21 protein-coding genes are annotated in these 18,409 nt (G+C 46.2%); 4 read left to right on the top strand and 17 right to left on the bottom strand.

The features are described 5' to 3' along the window. Nucleotides 1-125: 125 nt before the first annotated feature. The 14 genes from accC to ACYCS5_RS01105 form a co-directional block, all read right to left on the bottom strand. Nucleotides 126-1,469, bottom strand: coding sequence for an acetyl-CoA carboxylase biotin carboxylase subunit (gene accC / locus ACYCS5_RS01040; RefSeq protein ID WP_029517258.1), 1,344 nt, complete (start codon nt 1,467-1,469; stop codon nt 126-128). 61 nt (nt 1,470-1,530) lie between these two features. After that, nucleotides 1,531-2,022 (bottom strand): acetyl-CoA carboxylase biotin carboxyl carrier protein, encoded by a 492-nt coding sequence (accB, locus tag ACYCS5_RS01045; protein ID WP_029517257.1) that lies wholly within the window; start codon nt 2,020-2,022, stop codon nt 1,531-1,533. Between the two features lie 138 nt (nt 2,023-2,160). Beyond that, entirely contained in the window at nt 2,161-2,985 is an 825-nt protein-coding gene (locus ACYCS5_RS01050; RefSeq protein ID WP_165147060.1) for a SpoIIIAH-like family protein, read from the bottom strand. A 62-nt stretch (nt 2,986-3,047) separates the two neighbouring features. Beyond that, entirely contained in the window at nt 3,048-3,689 is a 642-nt protein-coding gene (gene spoIIIAG / locus ACYCS5_RS01055; RefSeq protein ID WP_029517255.1) for a stage III sporulation protein AG, read from the bottom strand. A 16-nt stretch (nt 3,690-3,705) separates the two neighbouring features. Beyond that, nucleotides 3,706-4,476, bottom strand: a complete 771-nt coding sequence (spoIIIAF, locus tag ACYCS5_RS01060) for a stage III sporulation protein AF (RefSeq protein ID WP_165147063.1) — start codon at nt 4,474-4,476, stop codon at nt 3,706-3,708. Between the two features lie 39 nt (nt 4,477-4,515). Beyond that, the gene (gene spoIIIAE, locus ACYCS5_RS01065) at nt 4,516-5,709 is read right to left on the bottom strand and encodes a stage III sporulation protein AE (protein ID WP_069012727.1); all 1,194 of its coding nucleotides are present in this window, start codon (nt 5,707-5,709) and stop codon (nt 4,516-4,518) included. A 12-nt stretch (nt 5,710-5,721) separates the two neighbouring features. Next, nucleotides 5,722-6,111: a stage III sporulation protein AD gene (gene spoIIIAD, locus ACYCS5_RS01070; RefSeq protein ID WP_013310826.1), complete on the bottom strand. Its 390-nt coding sequence runs from the start codon at nt 6,109-6,111 to the stop codon at nt 5,722-5,724. A gap of 8 nt (nt 6,112-6,119) precedes the next feature. Beyond that, a complete protein-coding gene (gene spoIIIAC / locus ACYCS5_RS01075; protein ID WP_010345636.1) occupies nt 6,120-6,323 on the bottom strand; it encodes a stage III sporulation protein AC in 204 nt (67 codons plus the stop codon). 12 nt (nt 6,324-6,335) lie between these two features. Continuing rightward, nucleotides 6,336-6,854 carry a stage III sporulation protein SpoIIIAB gene (spoIIIAB, locus tag ACYCS5_RS01080; RefSeq protein WP_029517252.1) on the bottom strand — a complete coding sequence of 173 codons (519 nt, stop codon included), beginning with the start codon at nt 6,852-6,854 and terminating at the stop codon, nt 6,336-6,338. Beyond that, entirely contained in the window at nt 6,847-7,842 is a 996-nt protein-coding gene (gene spoIIIAA, locus ACYCS5_RS01085) for a stage III sporulation protein AA (RefSeq protein WP_069012729.1), read from the bottom strand. Before spoIIIAA ends, spoIIIAB begins: the two co-directional genes overlap by 8 nt. Before the next feature lie 412 nt (nt 7,843-8,254). Next, entirely contained in the window at nt 8,255-9,508 is a 1,254-nt protein-coding gene (locus ACYCS5_RS01090) for an aspartate kinase (protein ID WP_069012730.1), read from the bottom strand. A gap of 193 nt (nt 9,509-9,701) precedes the next feature. Next, on the bottom strand, nt 9,702-10,259 hold the full coding sequence (efp, locus tag ACYCS5_RS01095) for an elongation factor P (protein WP_029517249.1): 558 nt from the start codon (nt 10,257-10,259) through the stop codon (nt 9,702-9,704). A 33-nt stretch (nt 10,260-10,292) separates the two neighbouring features. Continuing rightward, nucleotides 10,293-11,366 carry a M24 family metallopeptidase gene (locus ACYCS5_RS01100; RefSeq protein ID WP_340885765.1) on the bottom strand — a complete coding sequence of 358 codons (1,074 nt, stop codon included), beginning with the start codon at nt 11,364-11,366 and terminating at the stop codon, nt 10,293-10,295. 81 nt (nt 11,367-11,447) lie between these two features. Beyond that, nucleotides 11,448-12,029 (bottom strand): YqhR family membrane protein, encoded by a 582-nt coding sequence (locus tag ACYCS5_RS01105; RefSeq protein WP_340885767.1) that lies wholly within the window; start codon nt 12,027-12,029, stop codon nt 11,448-11,450. 21 nt (nt 12,030-12,050) lie between these two features. On the opposite strand from ACYCS5_RS01105, the gene ACYCS5_RS01110 reads away from it, so the two are divergent. From ACYCS5_RS01110 to ACYCS5_RS01125, 4 genes are all read left to right on the top strand, one after another. Beyond that, nucleotides 12,051-12,179: a hypothetical protein gene (locus ACYCS5_RS01110; protein ID WP_340885770.1), complete on the top strand. Its 129-nt coding sequence runs from the start codon at nt 12,051-12,053 to the stop codon at nt 12,177-12,179. Nucleotides 12,180-12,314: 135 nt separating this feature from the next. Then, nucleotides 12,315-13,316 (top strand): ABC transporter substrate-binding protein, encoded by a 1,002-nt coding sequence (locus ACYCS5_RS01115; RefSeq protein WP_459760665.1) that lies wholly within the window; start codon nt 12,315-12,317, stop codon nt 13,314-13,316. 165 nt (nt 13,317-13,481) lie between these two features. Next, a complete protein-coding gene (locus ACYCS5_RS01120) occupies nt 13,482-14,474 on the top strand; it encodes a DUF1385 domain-containing protein (protein ID WP_069012733.1) in 993 nt (330 codons plus the stop codon). 7 nt (nt 14,475-14,481) lie between these two features. Beyond that, entirely contained in the window at nt 14,482-14,802 is a 321-nt protein-coding gene (locus ACYCS5_RS01125) for a hypothetical protein (RefSeq protein WP_029517244.1), read from the top strand. Between the two features lie 120 nt (nt 14,803-14,922). Here the strand turns inward: ACYCS5_RS01125 and ACYCS5_RS01130 are convergent, their stop codons facing one another. The 3 genes from ACYCS5_RS01130 to mntR form a co-directional block, all read right to left on the bottom strand. Next, the gene (locus ACYCS5_RS01130; RefSeq protein WP_165147072.1) at nt 14,923-15,912 is read right to left on the bottom strand and encodes a patatin-like phospholipase family protein; all 990 of its coding nucleotides are present in this window, start codon (nt 15,910-15,912) and stop codon (nt 14,923-14,925) included. A gap of 95 nt (nt 15,913-16,007) precedes the next feature. Beyond that, complete coding sequence (locus ACYCS5_RS01135; RefSeq protein WP_069012734.1) at nt 16,008-17,750, bottom strand: family 10 glycosylhydrolase; 1,743 nt, start codon at nt 17,748-17,750, stop codon at nt 16,008-16,010. A 136-nt stretch (nt 17,751-17,886) separates the two neighbouring features. Next, the gene (gene mntR / locus ACYCS5_RS01140; protein ID WP_029517241.1) at nt 17,887-18,312 is read right to left on the bottom strand and encodes a transcriptional regulator MntR; all 426 of its coding nucleotides are present in this window, start codon (nt 18,310-18,312) and stop codon (nt 17,887-17,889) included. Between the last annotated feature and the right edge of the window lie 97 nt (nt 18,313-18,409).

Here is an 18,409-nt window from a genome sequence, read left to right on the forward strand (position 1 = left end):
ACCTTCAACACCTTTCGGTCAAAATAAGTTTCATTCCAGCTTTGGATTTCAAAGCAGACATGCTCACTTATTATCCATACTATATCATTTGGCGTTCATTATGACAAACGGAGGAAATATACCGATTAAACTTCGTTTTCCTCCAAAAATTTAATATCAAAATCGCCTTTAATAAAGGTCGGATGCTCTAGCAAGCGCTGATGAAAAGAAATCGTTGTGGGTATGCCCTCAATAGCAAACTCAGTCAAAGCCCGCTTCATTTTGGCAATTGCATCCTGCCGTGTAGGTGCCCACACAATCAGCTTGGCGATCATAGAGTCATAATAAGGAGGAATGCTATAACCTGGATATACTGCACTGTCTACCCGTACCCCAGGACCGCCTGGAGGCAGATAAAATCCGATTTTACCCGGTGCAGGCATAAAATTACGATCCGGATCCTCAGCGTTAATACGGCACTCTATCGCCCAACCATTGATGGTGACTTCTTCCTGCGTAAAGGAAAGCGGATGCCCTTCAGCGACAGAAATCATTTCCTTAATCAGGTCTACACCGGTAATCATTTCTGTTACGGGATGTTCTACCTGAATACGTGTATTCATTTCCATGAAATAGAAATTGTTGTCCGGGCCGAGCAAAAATTCGAGAGTACCTGCACCAGAGTATTGAACGGCCAAAGCTGCACGAACAGCTGCCTGACCCATTTCTTCACGGACATCCTGTGAAAGTACAGGACATGGTGCTTCCTCCAACAACTTCTGACGACGACGCTGCACAGAGCAGTCCCGTTCGCCCAAATGGGCAACATTACCATGCTTGTCCGCTATGATTTGTATTTCCACATGTTTCATACCGGTCAAATATTTTTCTAGGTACACACCCGCATTGCCAAATGCCTTTTGCGCCTCCTGCTGAGCAGTAGTGATTTGCTGAATGAGGTTATCCTCATCTTCGGCGATACGAATACCTTTACCTCCGCCACCTGCTGTGGCCTTGATAATTACCGGATATCCGATATCACGTGCGATGCCGATCGCATCCTGCAAATCCTCAACCAGCCCGTCTGAACCCGGAATAACCGGAACTCCGGCATCCTTCATGGTCTGCTTGGCAACGGCTTTATCTCCCATTTTGTTAATGGCTTCAGGAGAAGGACCAATAAACGTAATATTACACGATTCGCAAATTTCAGCGAAGTCTGCGTTTTCCGCCAAAAATCCGTAACCTGGATGAATGGCATCACATTCAGTCAATGTAGCAACGCTCATCAGATTCGTAAAATTAAGGTAGCTGTCCTTAGATAGCGTCGGTCCGATACAGTAAGCCTCATCTGCGAGACGCACATGTAACGAATCCTTGTCAGCTTCCGAATATACAGCAACTGTCGAAATATTCATTTCGCGGCAAGCGCGAATGATACGAACCGCAATTTCTCCACGATTCGCAATCAATACTTTTTGAAATGTCATGACTTTATCCTCCCTGGGAGCAGTCTTGCCGAACCCTCAAAAGAGGGTGCAAACAAGCTTTTTACTCCGGTTTCACAAGGAACAATGGCTGGCCATATTCGACCAACTGTCCGTTTTCGGCCAAAATTTCCACAATTTCGCCCTTCACTTCAGCTTCCAGCTCGTTCATCAGCTTCATCGCTTCAATGATACATACCGTTGTTTTTTCGCCCACTTTGCTGCCGATACTCACATACGGAGCCGTATCCGGTGATGAAGAACTATAGAAAGTGCCTACCATCGGAGATACGATTTTATGTAGATTGCTTGCATATTCCCTCGGTTCTCCAGCAGTTGTAGATCCAACATCGGACTGTACTTGTGGATTTGGAATAACAGCTTGTGGTGCCACTGCATAAGCAGGTGTTGCCACAGGAGCCTGTACTGTAACGATTTCGCTTTTGCCCGGTTTACGGATCAACAGGCGAGTTCCTTCATTTTCAATTTCAAGCTCATGCACAGACGTTTCATCCACCAGCTTGATCAATTCCTTAATCTCGCTTAATTTAAACATCTCTATTAATCACTCCTTCAGCATTTTGCCGGTTGCTGATAACATTGTTGAAACAGCTTTATGTATTATATCACAATCATTAAAAATAGAAAGAGCCCGGAATAATGCAGAAATCCGGGCTTTTTCGCGTTTTTTGTCTTATTGTGTAACATATTGGACACTGATCTTATCCTGCGTTACGTTCAGTTCCTTCATGACTTTGTCGACAATTGTTACCGCTTGCTTAGCATCCAATTTTTCACTCAGAACCACTACTTTGTATTTATCAGCGTCTTCCTCACGGACGACCGCATTGGCGAACTGTTGCTGAAGCTCTTCTTCAATTCCAGTAATTTTAGCCTGCTTATCTTCAAGTACATGTAATTCCTTTTGAGCCTCCGCAGCTTTCTTTGGTGTGCTGTCGTTCATTGCGGTAGTCAGTTCATCATTTTTCTTCTGATTTTCCACGTCCCGTTCCAGCAAATAGTTGTCAATCACAGCTGCTGCTGTAGGTTGGGCAGCTTGATCAGTTGCCACTTGATCCAGTACCTGCTGGTCGGTTTTGGCTGTAGAGGCTGCTTTGTCGTCACTTTGTGCTGTCGCGTCCGTCTTAGTCGCTGTTGTGTTTTGATTGGATGTCGCCGGTTCAGTAGTAGGGGTAGCTGCCGTACCTTTGTCGCCTTTTGAGTTTTCTGTTGCTGGGTCAGTTGTAGAAGCCGTATCCGACTTTGTGGAATTTGCTGATGCTCCATCAGTTACTTCTCCATTCGTCACTACTTCGTTTACCTTCAGTTCGTTCAATTGTTCCTCTGCCTTCGTCGTTGCTTCCTGTGCGGCATCCTGCTTAACCTTGCTCACTTGTTCACTATCGGCTACTGGTGGATTTGCAGGGCTTGAGTCCTCCGTAAACAAATAATACGCAGACAGCACGACCATTAAACTCAGCATGGACACCAGCCAAACGGTTTGTCTTTTATTATTCATGTTCCGTCCTCCATATTCATTAATGGTTTAAAATATAAACTTCTTTGTTCCTGAATTCCAAATTATCCCTGCTTGCGCGGTACGACTGAAATTTTGTAGGAAGGTACATTTAGCCCCTTCTGTACAGCATCGACAATTAGCTGCTTCACTGTAGGGTTTTCTGCCCCCATAGCCACAACAAGCACTCCCCTCACCTGCGGTTTTACTTTTTTTGTCACAATCGGGGTGTGCTGCCCACCAGATGATTCATAGGTGACAATTTCGCCATCACGTGTATATTGAGTAGTGTGCCGTTGTCCACCATTGGCGTCCGTCTCATTGTTCTCTTCCTGCATGTCCTTTACATTGCGTTGAACGATAACTTCTTCGGTGGAGTCTACCGTAACCATGACATCAACGGTTCCTACGCCAACAATCTGCTCCAGCATCTGTTTCATATTGTCCTCAAAAACCTTCTCAATCCCGGCAAAAGAACTTTCTTCACCTGTTGTTGTCTCTAACGTAGGCTCATTTTTCATCACGCCAGGCGGCTCACGCCCTACGTTTTCTGGATCAACCTTTTTTACATTAACGAATGAATTAAAGAGCATAATCGCTACACCGATAAGGCCAAGAATAAGCAACCAACGAAATGAATTGAACCTTTTCGCCCCATCCGCCCCTCCACCCAGCCATTGCTCCAGCTTTTTCAGCCATTTGCTCATTTCTGCTCACCTCCTGTTACCATTCATGTGTTCCATCCTGCGAAGAAAGCACCTGAACATTTTTGCTATCTATCCCCCATTTTTCACGTAAAAGTCCTGTAATTAAGCCAAATGCTTTCGTATCTGTTGGCTTTCCGTCCTCAACAGTTTTGTCAGGATTACGATCATCTTCTCGCGTTCCTTCATTAAAATCTGAAGTTTTTGCATGTGTTGGCTCTACACGAATATTCACTGTCTTTTCGGCTACAGGCTCCACCATAATCGGCTTGACATCTGCACCAGGCGAGACGTCTGTGTTTTTCTTTTCTTTTTCTGGCTGCTGTTCTGCCAATTGGACCACTACCGACTGGACACCCGTTCCTGCCTCCAGCCCTGATTCCTCCTGTTGAATCTTTGCAAGGGTAACCTGGACCGACTGAATTGCTAACCCAGTATACTGTTCCAACTGTCCTTTCATTTCCTTAGCTACCTCTTTGCCAGCCCATTGCATGGAGCTTTGTTCTTGCTGTAGCTTTAACTGGCTGCCTTTTGCTAGAATCTCCTCCAATGTCGGTTCCCTCTTGCCTGTCTCAGCCTGACGTTGAAGATCCAATGCTCGCCCTAGAACCTCGGAAGGACTGGTGCTCAGTAAGCGCACGACCGGAGACAGCAACGTCAGCAGAATAAGCAGGCTGAGAACGAGTTTGACATACCTCTCCATAGATCGGCTCGGTAAGATCATATCGACAAAAGAAGCCAGCAACACGATTAGCACCAGTTCCTTGAGCCAGCCTGCCAGCCAGGTCACGTCACTCTCCTCCCCCCTTGTTGGTTTACGTGCATTGGTTCACCTCATCATGACTGTCATATTGCCTGCTGCGAGCATGACTGTAATTGCAAGGAAGGACATCAATCCCACTGCTGCCAGCGCCGCGAAAACATAAATCATGCTCTTGCCGATCGCATCCAGACATGCCACGATAGGCGTATCACCCAAAGGCTGCATGATCGCTGCTGTCACTTTATAAATGAGCGCCAGCGTCAGAATCTTGAGGGCGGGAAAGGCGCACAGGAACAAAATAATAATGACTCCTACCAGACCAATGGCATTTTTAACGAGTAGCGAAGCCGAAATAACTGTATCTGTCGCATCTGCCAACGCCTTGCCGACCACCGGAACAAAACTACCTGTAATATATTTGGCTGTACGGATTGTTAATCCGTCAGTAACGGACGATGTCAAGCCTTGTACCGAAATGACTCCTAGAAAAATCGTCAGCAGCACTCCCAGCACTGCTACTCCAGCGTTCCGCAACAGATCGGCTAGCTGGGTCAGCTTGTATTTGCCCGTCAGCGAGTTGACCAAATACAGCACAGCCGAGAAGAACAGCAGCGGGAAAACCAGCGTATGAATGACTGTTCCGACTGTGTTGATCATAAATACAATCAGCGGGTGGGTCACCGAAACTGTTACGACGTTCCCCATCGAGGCTAGCATGGTAAACAGCAAAGGCAACATTGCCATCATGAAGTGAATCATGCTATCAATCGCTTCTTTGGCATAACCAATCGCTACACTAAAGCTATTAATCGCCAAAATGATAATGACCATGTATACGATAGCGTAGGCCACTTTGCTGACCTGTTTGCTTTCAAAAGCGCTTTGCAGCGTTTCCAGCACCATACTCATAATGCTGAGCATGACGATGGTGACGAGCAACTTGGCATTTACTCGGATTTCATGGATGAAAAAATCAGCTATAGCGCTCAATACACCCTTTATGCTGAACCCTTCACCGCCTGGAAGCAGCATGTCCATGAAGGAAGGCGTTTTCTGATCAGGGAAAAATCCGCCGTATTGCTGCATGAGCCCGTCCCAATAATGTTCTACTTCGTCTTTGGGCATTTGCTCCGCCTGCTGTCTGATCCATTCGTTTGTCGGTGTATTATCTGCAAAGAGGAACGCAGCCGAGGCACACCAGAAACATAGCAGCAACATTGCAATTACTTTGAGATTCGGCATGCCCCCCAGCCTTTTCATGGCATCACCCCCTCAGGCGGGCATCAGCTTCAGAATGGTATCAATAATAATGCTGATAATCGGGATTGCGAGCACCATAATGAGTACCTTTCCGGTAAGCTCAATTTTGGAAGCAATCCCGTCTTGTCCTGCATCCCGAACGATTTGCGCTCCAAATTCAGCAATATAAGCGATACCGATTATTTTCAAGACGGTTTTAAAATAGATCATATCCATGCCTGAAGACCGGGCCAGTCTCTCCAGTACAGCAACCACAGATCCGATCTTCCCAATCAGCAGCAAAAAAATGACGATTCCCGCAGCTGTTGCAATCAAAAAGGCAAACATCGGCTTCTGTTCCTTAATGACTAAAATAAGGACTGTGGCAATGAGGGCGAAGCCCACCACCTGAATAATTTCCATGTGTCCACCTACTGAAAAAGAAAGATAGATTTGATCTCTTGCAGAAGGTTATCCAGCATTCGCACCACCATGAACAGGACCACGACGAAGCCGATGACCGTTACCCAGTGCGCCATGTCTTCTTTGCCCATTTGCTTTAATACGGTATGAATCATAGCGATAATAATGCCAATTCCGGCAATTTGGAAAATTGCGTTCACTTCTAAATTCATTCGAGCACCCCGCTAATAGATCAAAATGACGATCAATGCTCCGATCAGCAGTCCCAGGCTCCTGCTCATACGCTCGTACCTCACCTGATCTGCCTGCGCCTGCGCTTCTTCATGGGATAACTGCTGGATGGTCAACGCAATGTGCTTGATCTGGTCTTCACGGTCGCTGGTTCCAAGACTGTAAGCAAGCTGCCGCATCGCTTCCTTCTCGGCTTGCTTCATAGAGGAACGGCTCCACGAGTCTTCAATGGCTTTATGCAAGCTTTCTCTGGCAGTCAGGCCAAAAGAGGGGTGCATCCAGCGTGAGGCTTGCTGAAACAGAGTGCGTAAGGGCTCTCGCAAGGGCTCTCCTGTCTTGGCGAAAGCATCTGGTAGCGGAGACACCCCGTAGGAAACCTCGGTGGTCAATCTTTGCAGCGCAAGAATCAACTCCCTGATTTGCCGCGGCCTCATTGCAAACTGCCTTGCCCGTTGCCAACCTGCCAGCGTAGCGGCCAGTATAACCAAGGCTGCCCCCAGTAGCTTAAGCATAGGAGATGCCCCCATTCTGCCCTTCTCCAGATAGTGTAATCCTGCGTTGCTTGGCATCTGCCAGTCGGAATGAGACGCCCCGGCTCGTCCGCTCCAGCATGACGTAGAGTTGAAACAGCTCTTGTCCTGTAGTTAATCCAGCAAAAGCAGACCGGGTCGCCATTTCAGCCACATCGCGACCATGTGCGGAAGCAATGACTGCAATGCCTGCATGAAGCGCTTCGCGCACCGCCTCCGCATCTTCCGGTCGTCCGATTTCATCAACAATGAGGACATCCGGTGACATCGAGCGGATCATCATCATCATGCCTTCTGCTTTCGGACATCCGTCCAATACATCGGTGCGAGGCCCGACATCAAAACCGGGGATACCTTTGTGACTACCAGCGATCTCAGAGCGTTCGTCTATAATGCCTACCTTGAGTCCATTCCGTCGCCCCCCATGGCTTTCCATCCCTCCGTAACTGAGTTGCCGAGCCAAGTCCCTAAGCAGTGTCGTTTTGCCATGCTGAGGAGGGGACAAAATGAGGGTATGCCGGATTTTCCCGGACATTCGATCTGCTACATAAGGCAATATCCGATCAGCTATGCCGGGAATTGCACGCGCAATTCTTACATTAAAGCTGCTTATATCCCTCAAATGCTCCACTCGTCCTCGGTTGAGTACGGTTCTCCCTGCCAAGCCAATACGATGACCGCCAGGGATCGTAATAAACCCTTTACGAAGCTCCTCTTCCATCGTATAGAGGGAATGATTGCTGATAAAATCCAGCAGTCGGTGGGCATCCTCACGGTCAGGCTTATAGGCTTCCACATGGTTCAAAGTCAGCTGACCAGCAGACGTTACAAAATGATGTTCACCATTTGCATTAATTTCCAACGGCCTTCCTTCCCTGACCCGGATTTCTTCCAGTTGCTCAAATACCGTTTCTGGAAGCCTTCCGAGTATACCGTGCAACGGTTCGGGAAATAACTCCAGCCATTCCATACCGATGCAGCCCCCTCACAGTTGTCCTTTTTCTTTAAGACAAGTCTATGGTTGACTCTCGCTTTTTATGCCGAAAATATATTGAAAACCTAGGCAAACTTTTGCTAACTCCTATCAACGCTCAACAGACCTTTCCCCCGCTTGTTTAAGCACCATTCTCTAATTTTCACAAATAAAAAAGGGCCTCTCAAAGCCTTGTCGGCTAAGGGAAACCCTTGGGTAGAAAAGATAGATTCAGAAAAAAAGAGGCTGCCCCCCAGTTTAACTCTCACTGATGGAACAACCTCTTAACCTACTGCTGTATTCTATGATTTATCAAACTATAAATAGAGGGCATATAATGTATCAACCTTTACTGTCATAAGCATCGTTCACATTAGCCATATTCAGTGTCTAGATCACGTTGCAGTTATTAACGACGGTCTTGCGGTCCACCCACAAACGCTTGCTCCTCGGTGTCCAGGTTATAAGCTGTATGCAACGCCTGAATAACCTCATGAAGCTTACCCGCTTCAATTACACACGATACTTTGATTTCAGATGTGCTTACCATTTTAATGCTAACGCCTTGCTCTGCCAGTACGGCAAACATTTGCGCAGCAACACCCGGATGGCTAACCATTCCTGCACCTACAATGGAAACCTTCACCAAGTTTTCCTCAGACGTTACTTCACGGTACGGAAGCTCTCCACGAATACCTTCCAGCGTCTTCAGTGCCGCTTCACGATCCGTCAGAGCTACTGTAAAGGAGAAATCCGCTTTACCAGCTTCAACCCCGCTCTGTACAATAATGTCTACATCAATTTTGGCTGCCGCCAGTGTTCCAAATACTTTCGCCAGTACGCCGGGAATATCGGCGACGCCCAAAATACTGATTCTTGCTACATTTTTATCATATGCAATCCCACTGACTACAACGCCTTGTTCCATTACTGCATCCTCCTTTACGACCGTTCCTTCATTATGGTTAAAACTGGACCGCACGATCAGCGGTACCCGGTTATGTTTGGCATATTCTACCGCACGAGGATGCAATACAGCTGCACCCAGATTAGCTAATTCCAGCATTTCATCATAAGAAATTTCTTTTAGCTTACGAGCAACCTTCACGATCCGTGGATCTGTTGAATAAATGCCGTCCACATCCGTGTAAATTTCACAGGCATCCGCTTGAATCGCCGCCGCCAGCGCAACCGCCGTCGTATCAGAGCCACCACGTCCCAGCGTTGTAATGTCTCCCTCTGCAGACATCCCTTGGAAGCCAGCTACAACAACGATCTTGTTGCTGCTCAGTGCTTCCAGCACTCGCTGAGGTTGAATGTCCGTAATTCGTGCTCGACCAAAGTCAGATTCAGTACGGAAACCAGCCTGCCATCCCGTAAACGATACCGCTTCATGACCCAACTGCTGAATAGCCATCGACAACAAGGCGATTGAAATTTGCTCACCTGTCGTCATCAACATATCCAACTCACGTGCAGGCAACTGCTCATTCAACAATTTGGCCTGGTCAATCAGTTCGTCTGTCGTGTCTCCCATTGCGGAAACGACCACTACACATTGATGCCCTTCACTCTGTTTCTCAACAACGCGTTTTGCCACGCGTTTCATGCGCTCCGTGTCACCGACGGAACTGCCTCCGAATTTCATGACATACAAAGACAACGATATTCACTCCCTCAGACTCAGTATGTAACCTTGAGATGGCACCCAACGACTTGAACGTGACATCCTGCGGAATAACTTTAGTACAGTATAATATGAAAGTGCTGTGCGGAGCCATTGTTTTTTAATATTAGTGCTTATAAAAATATCCCCTGCCCTTACAAGGACAGAGGAAATCTAAAAGCAGCAAATTTTATGCGCGAGACATGTATTTACCGTCACGTGTATCAATTAACAATACGTCATCTTGGTTAATGAACAAAGGAACTTGAACATTCAAACCCGTTTCCAATTTGGCATTTTTGGTAGCACCTGTAGCTGTATTACCTTTAATACCTGGTTCTGTTTCGATTACTTTGAGTTCCACGCTGGTTGGCAGGTTAATACCCAAGATTTCGCCGTTATAGCTGACGATATTTACATTCATGTTTTCTTTCAGGAAGTTAAGTTCCCATTTCAATTGATCGCTGGACAATGTGAATTGATCATATGTTTCATTATCCATGAATGTATGATCGTCTGCACTAGCATACAGATAAGATACACCGCGATTTTCGATTTGCGCCCGACCGATCGTTTCACCCGCACGGAATGTACGTTCAACAGTGTTACCGTTACGCAAGTTTTTCAACTTGGAGCGTACGAATGCTGCACCTTTACCCGGTTTTACGTGTTGGAAATCCAGCACCGTAAAAATATCTCCGTCTACCTCGACGGTCAAACCTGTTTTAAAATCATTAACGTTAATCACTAAAATACCCCTCCTACAGGACTGTTATCGTTATTAAACGACTGTAAATTCTTTGCTCGAATGTGTTAATAATTTGATGCCGCTATCTGTAATAACGATATCATCCTCGATCCGTACACCGCCCAATCCAGGCACATAGATACCTGGCTCGACCGTTACCACCATACCCGGCTCCAGAATATCATCACTCGCCTTCGACAGGCGTGTAGATTCATGTACTTCAAGACCCAGACCATGACCTGTACTGTGCCCGAAATTGTCTCCATAGCCATGGCTTGCAATAATATCCCGGGTCAGTGCATCCGCTTCACGGCCTGTCATGCCCGGCTTAATATGTTCAAGTGCGTGAAGTTGCGCCTTGAGTACAATATCGTAGATCTCACGCAACTGGGGCGCTAAATCCCCTTGTGTGGCCACTGTACGTGTCAAATCGGAGCAATAGCCATCCAGCAACGCACCAAAATCAAACGTAATCAGCTCGCCTGCTTGTACTAACTTAGCACTGGCTACGCCATGAGGCAATGCCGAACGAACCCCAGAAGCCACAATTGTGTCAAATGAAGAGGATGTAGCTCCCTGCTTGCGCATGAAGAATTCCATTTCCAGATCCAGCTCACGCTCGCTGACACCTGGCTTGATGTAAGGTAAAATGTGTGCAAAAGTAGCATCTGCCAAATCCGCTGCCCGCTGCATCACTTCCAGCTCTTCCGCATCCTTGTACACCCGTAATTTCTCTACAATGCCCGACACCGGAACCAGTGAAATAGGTGACAAATCTTCGCTATAAGCTTTATGCGTCGCAACAGTTACAGCGTCTTGCTCAAAGCCTGTTTCGCTGATCTGATGGGAAGACAGCAATTCTTTCACCGTTTCCATGACCTGTGCAGCGTGCTGCACTACCGTGAAGCCTTCGGCTTGTTCGGTCGCTTGCGTCATATAGCGAAAGTCAGTCAGCAAATAGCTATGGGATTCCGTAATCAGCACATAACCTGCCGAACCTGTGAAGCCTGTCAAATATCGACGATTGACAGGGCTAGTAATCAGCATAGCCCGCAGATTATGCTCGCCCAGCGCCTGCCGCAGCTTTAACACCCGGTCATTCTTCATCTTTCATTCCGCTCCCCTCTGTCAAATAACCAAATGCTATTTTAACACAGGGAATAGGCGCTTGAGAAGTTTTTGTTACGTTCAGCCCTCAGCTTTCTCAGGCTCGCGCTTTCTTTCATCCGTATACTCGACAGCAACGGTATATCCGATAAATAGTCCCCACAGTAAAAACACACAAATTTCCGTATACAGGGAATTCCATGTTAACCGATCAGGAGCATTCATCATCCCTAGCTTAGGACCTGTTAATACAAATAAAACAACCCACCAAATCAGGCCATACACAATGCCGGGTAAAGGACCCTTAAATCTGCGCAGCAACAGAGTGTACACCAGTGAAGCTACGACGGATAATCCAATAAAAAACAGTAGCCCTACCAGATGTCCCGCCATGGTGTTCATAAATGAATGCTTGAAAAAAGGCTCTGCGAGAAAGCCAGGCGCTACTACAGTAAAGTGCAACTTATAAAACAGCCAGCGCAGCAATCCCCAGAGCAAACCCGAAAAAAAACCCAACTCAAGCGCAAAAGGAATGAGAGGCGTATGTATTTTGCCTGACTGCTGCCTGCCTCTACCACTGTCGTTATGATTACGTTGATCCTGAGATCCACGAGGTTGCTCCTGTTCATGTCCTATCTTGGGTATAGAGAAGGTTTCGCTCATGTTGTTTAATCCCCTTTCAATATGAAAACTTTTTCCCATCGTAAAGACTATCGCAATCGGATATGCATGTACTTCCATCGGATTCTGCATTCCATTTTGCTGGTAGTATGCTCCAAGGGGGGAGAGTTTAACAATGAACAGGAATGCTGAATAATGGCAGCTTTCGACTTGAGGGTACGGACCCGTTTTTTACATTGACAAAATTTCAATCCTCTATCATAATATAATGGTGAAAATGATAATCATTATCATTTTATAAAAACATATATACGGGAGAACGCTTCTATGAAAAAGGGATTCATCGGGATTTTATTGTTAATGGTTTTTACGCTCACTCTGGCAGGTTGCGGAGCAGCCGACAATGCATCGGACAAAGATCAGGTAGCCACATCGGGTAGTAAACCGACTGACACAGCGACCGGTCCTGTGACGGTAAAGCATAATCGTGGTGAGATCACGCTCGACAAGCCCGCACAGCGTGTCGTAGTGCTGGAATGGACATTTACAGAGGATTTGGTTGCGTTGGGCGTTCAGCCGGTGGGTAATGCTGACAATGCCAACTACAAGGTGTACGTGACACCGGAGGCGGCACTGGATAGTAGCGTGGTCGATGTCGGCACGCGTAACGAACCGAATCTGGAAGCGATTGCTGCATTGAAGCCGGATCTGATCATTTCCAATGTTGATGGGAATGAAGCTATCTATGAGCAACTTAAGGCCATCGCTCCTACGATCGAATATAATCTGAACAATGGTAATGGCTACGATCATGATAAAATGGTAGAAATTTTTAATAGCATCGCGGTTGCTCTGGGAAAAGAAGACAAAGCTAGGCAGGTGCTTGCCGAACTGGATCAGCATTATGCTGAAGCCAAAGAAAAGCTCGCCGCTGCTGGCAAATCGGATTATCATTATGTACTGACACAAGCTTTCACTTCGCAAAATGCGGCCAGCCTCCGTATGTTTTCGGATAACTCAGTCGTCGTGGCAACATTGGCGAAGATCGGTATGATTAATGATTGGAAACCAAGCAAAGTTGAACCGTATGGCTTTACAACCGTCGGTATTGAAGCTCTGTCTGCTGTTCAGAACAGCAACTTTATCTATATTGTGCAGCCGGACGATGATGTTTTCGGGGCACCTATGAAAAATAATTCGGTCTGGAACGGTCTGAATTTCGTTAAAGAAAAACGCACCTATCCACTGAACGGTACGACATGGACATTTGGCGGCCCCCTCTCATCAAAAGGACTGGTTGACCAGGTTGTTGGGGCAATTACGCAATAGGTTGTTTCCGAAGTTTTATAATGAGTAGCATTTATGTGAGCAGTCTGACGCTCCATAAATGCTTTTTTTATAAGCCTGTGGTTACACCAGTTTCATCTAACTAGATATTCCCTTCCAAATTCGATACAATATACAAAAAAGCATGTATTAAGAGAGGTGAGACGGTTGTCACAAGCATCCAAGCCTGTGAGCTACGGTGGTCAGGCAGTCATTGAAGGTGTCATGTTCGGCGGCAAGCGTGTCAATGTCACGGCAGTTCGCCGCAAAACTGGCGAAATCACATATTTGGAAGTACCACGCAAGGAGCAATCCTGGGTATCCAAATTCCGCAGAATTCCTTTATTGCGGGGGATTGTAAGCATCATCGACTCCAGCGCCAAAGGTACCAAGCATTTGAACTATTCAGCTGATGCGTATGCTGATGATGAAGTAGATCCGGAAGAACGCGCTGAGCAAAAGAAAAAAGAAGAATCTCGCTGGAGTTTGAGTATGATGATCGGTGTAGCAGCAGTCGGGATTATCTCCTTTTTGTTCGGCAAAATTGTGTTAACCCTCGTTCCGGTTATTGTAGAGAATTTCCTGTTCGGCAGCTTATTTCACAGCCAAATTTTGCATAACCTCGCCGAAGGAGCCATTAAGCTGATTCTGCTGCTGGCTTATTTATGGGGTATTTCCCAAACTCCGTTAATTAAACGATTGTTTCAATATCACGGTGCAGAGCATAAAGTAATTACGGCATTCGAAGCTGGGGAAGAACTAACTCCGGCCAATGTGCAAAAATACAGCCGTCTGCATTACCGCTGCGGTAGCAGCTTTATTATGCTGACCGTGATCATCGGGGTACTTGTCTATTCCCTATTCACCTACGATAATCTGTGGGAGCGTATGGGGCAACGGCTTCTACTGCTTCCGATCGTACTGGGGCTTTCTTTTGAATTTCTCAAGCTGACCAATGCTCTTCGTGAAATTCCGGTACTTCGTTATTTAGGTTACCCCGGTCTGTGGCTGCAACTACTTACCACCAAAGAACCGACTGATGATCAAGTGGAGGTATCCATTGCCTCATTTAAGCGTATGCTTGAATTGGATGCTGAGTTGGAAAATGTACCTGTAAAGGAGACCTTCAACAGTCCTGCCCTTGATCCTGTGAAAGGATGAGTGAATAATGAACAGACATGCTGTTATTTTCTGGCTTACCCTTGCTTTGGGTGCATATGGGATTGTGGATATGCTGTGGAGAGGAAGTTGGGGCTTTCTCATGAGTTTACTCATTCCCGTCCTTGTTTTTGCAGTTATATTTCTGCTATACAAATACCTGCCAGGACAAAGCAATCGTACTCCCAAAATCAAACCCTCTGTGCGCACCATGGCCAAAACAGCCAACGCACGTAAGCAGCAGACTACGGGCAAGCGCAAAGCGTATCCTTTTCATGTGATTGAAGGTTCCAAGGGCAAAAATGAAGAAGAACAACCTAAATATCATTAACGATAATAATCATCCTTTAAAATGCAACACAAAGGAGCCGTCACCCGCGTATTCAAATATGACCGGGAAGAGGCTCCTTTTTTCACACCCTTTTAAATTACTTTAACTGCCAATTAGTGTTCATTTCATAGCGTACATGGTATCCTTCATCAATTGGTATTTGCTATACTGCTGCTGGTAAGAAGTGATGCTCCATTTGTGGAAAAAAGCATCCCCTGCCTGCACACCGGAAGCATACAGCAAATCACTTTGCACTGTAGAAATGTTAAATTGTGCAGTGCGGATCCCCAATGTTGGAATTTTAATCGTCCGATACCGATTCTCCTGCTCAATATATCGTTCATCGTGTGCTGATAGCATGGTATCAAAAATAGCCTGTAGCATGGTCAATGGACCCCGTATATAAGAAACTTTGGTCTCCGTACCCGTCTTGCCCACCATTTGAAACCCTACCGTTGGAATCGTTTTGGCCTCACGTTCATTTACAGGCTCATCAAAAAGCCACAAAGGCAAATTGCTTAGTAAAGCCCCATCAACTACAAATATAAATTGCTGAGAAAAGGTCTTTCCCTTGGCAAGTGCAGAATCAAGCCTTAACATAACGGGATCAAAAAAATAAGGGATACTTGTGCTCATCCGAATGGCCTTGGCTACCTCCAGTGAAGAGGGATTGATACCAAAACGTTTGATATCCTCAGGTAGCACCAGAATGCGTCCATTCGTGATATCTGATGCAATAATGCGCAGTTTGCCAGGAGGTAAATCCGCAAACGTACGCACTCCCTTAGCTCGTAACAGCTCACGTACCCAGTGCTCCAGTGCCTCCCCTGAGTAGAGACCTTTTTTAAGAAAGATACGAGCTGCTGGTCCAATCCACTTAATATTGAACACTGGAGAACGTCGTAACAACTTGACCAAGGGGGTTTTCTCAATTACGGCTTTCATTTCATCCGCAGAGTATCCCGCAGCCAATAAAGCAGCTACAATAGCACCTGATGATGTACCTGCTAAACGATTGAATACAATTCCATGCTCCTCCGCAGCCTTAACTGCACCCGCCAGCGAAATTCCCTTAACCCCTCCACCCTGGAACACAGCATTGATCAGCATAGATCAAAAAACCTCCGTTCTCTTGGGAGTAAGCAGTTCTACTGCTTATCTATGAGAACGGAGGCCCAAATAGAACCTATATGATCCAATTTATATCACATTTGATAATAATTTTGAAGAAGCTGAATGAGTCCATATGGATTTTTACGCAAATGCTGTGCACTAAAGTAAATATCCCCTTTGACCTGTTTATAATCTTTGTTCAGTTCAAGCTGCTTAATTAGCTCTTGAGCCGTTTGCCAGCCCTTTTCAGGGGTGCCGATTTTATACGGAGAATGACCGATATATAGCTTAACATCTGAATTTTTGACCTCATTGGACCACCATGCGACAAGCTTGTCATATCCAGCCGCAGGGAAACCGATACTCCAGTAAATTTGTGGAGCTACATAGTCAATCCATTCTTTGTTAATCCAGGTTCTCACATCCGCAAACGTCGTATCATACGCTGTAACGCCTGCCTTCGTGTCTGAACCCGTTAAGTCCTGAGATTTGTTGCGCCACACTCCAAATGGGCTAATTCCGAATTGAACTTTAGACTTGCTGGCATGAATGCTTTTGCCCAAATCGCGAACAAAACTGTTCACATTATCTCTCCGCCAGTCGCCCTTATTAGAGATTTTGTTGGCATTATATGCTTTGAAGGTCGCATCATCATCAAAAGTCCCGCTGTAAGGATAAAAATAATCGTCCAAATGGACGCCGTCAATATCATATCCGTCCACGACCTCCATAATCGCCGCAATGACATGCTGACGTGCAGCCGGAATTCCTGGATTGATGTACAATTGGCTACCATTCTTAACAATCCAGTCCGGGTGCTGATTAGCCACATGGTTTGCAGCCAAACCGCTGGTTGTTCCTGTAGAATTCGCACGGAACGGATTAAACCAGGCATGGAATTCCATCCCTCGCTTATGCGATTCGCTAATCATAAATTTCAAGGGATCATAGCCTGGATTTTTACCTTGGGTGTTGGTCAAATACTTGCTCCAGGGTACGAGACTCGACGGGTAGAGCGCATCACCGCTGGCACGAACCTGAACAAATACCGCATTGATGCCCATCCCCTGCAAATCATCGAGCATTTTAGTAAACTCCTGCTTTTGCTTCTCGGAGCTGCTTCGGGCAGCGGAAGAAGGCCAATCTCCATTGATGGTAGAAATCCATGCCCCACGCATGGAAGTTGAAGCCTTTACCTGAACAACATTTGCCTGTGAAGAACTTGAACCGTCCTCACTAGTAGACGTTGACGGTGAAGTGACAACCGTCTGCTCATTATCGCTGGCTCCCTGATCCGTACTTACACTCTCCTGATTGCCAGATGCAGACGTATCTGATGTGGAAGCACTGTTTCCCGCCGAGCTACTCCCACCCGTAGAGACACCTTCCTTACCACTGCTTAACGTAATGACTCGCTCTGAAGCTTGCCAATCCACTTTTAATCCCAACTCTTCTCCAACAAAACGCAGAGGCACCATGACTCTCCCGCTTGTCATACGGGCAGATGCATCCAGTCGAACTGACTTGCCATTCACCGTAGCGCTTTGTGCACCGTTCTCCATAGATATATTTTTGTTCTGAGCCGTAATCGTTACCATACCGGACGATTCCGACCAGTTGACTTGAGCGCCCATTCCCTCACTAATCACGCGCAAAGGAACCATCGTAACATTGGCTCCCTGTACAATATACGGTGACGCGTCGCTTTGCAGGGACTGTCCGTCCAATATAATTTCAATATCACCAGTTGGAGCTGCTTGAACTCCAGGAACGATGGCAGTCTGCACTGCTAAGAGTAGGCCTGCAGCCAATGCCACTATTTTCTTTCGATTCATATTATTACAATCCTCCGCTAACCCTGTTAATTTTAACCCCTATCTTGTCCTGCTATATAATGGATAGACGCTAATCACCGGATATTTGTTGCGGTCGGGACAAATAAAAAAGCATCGTCCATAAGGACAGATGCTTTTAGGAATCTCCACTCAATTCCTTGTGTATGTCATGAAGCTGGCGCAAGCGATCTTCATCCCGACGAAAATATTCAACCAATGTTTCGATACGGGTGATGGAATCCCAGCTCAAATGATGCTCAATACCTTCCACATCTTTATATATCAGGTCCTTCTCAACCCCAATCATATCCAGAAATTGCTCTAATAACTGATGGCGATCAACCAACCGTTTGCCGACCTTTTTCCCTTTTGGTGTCAAAATCAGTCCCCGATACTTCTCATATACAAGATAATCGTCCTTATCCAACTTCTGAATCATTTTGGTGACGGACGAAGGATGCACCTCTAAACCCTCTGCGATGTCCGAGACACGAGCATATCCCTTCTCATCAATCAGTTGGTAAATGCGTTCCAAATAATCTTCCATGCTTGGCGTTGGCACTTGTTTCCCTCTTTTCTGTTATTGAACGGGCGCTTACCGCCTTCATTTCCTGCGTTAAACCTACTATGTAATGATACATGTTATCATTGCCCATTGG

It is taken from the genome of Paenibacillus sp. SEL3 (assembly GCF_054602585.1).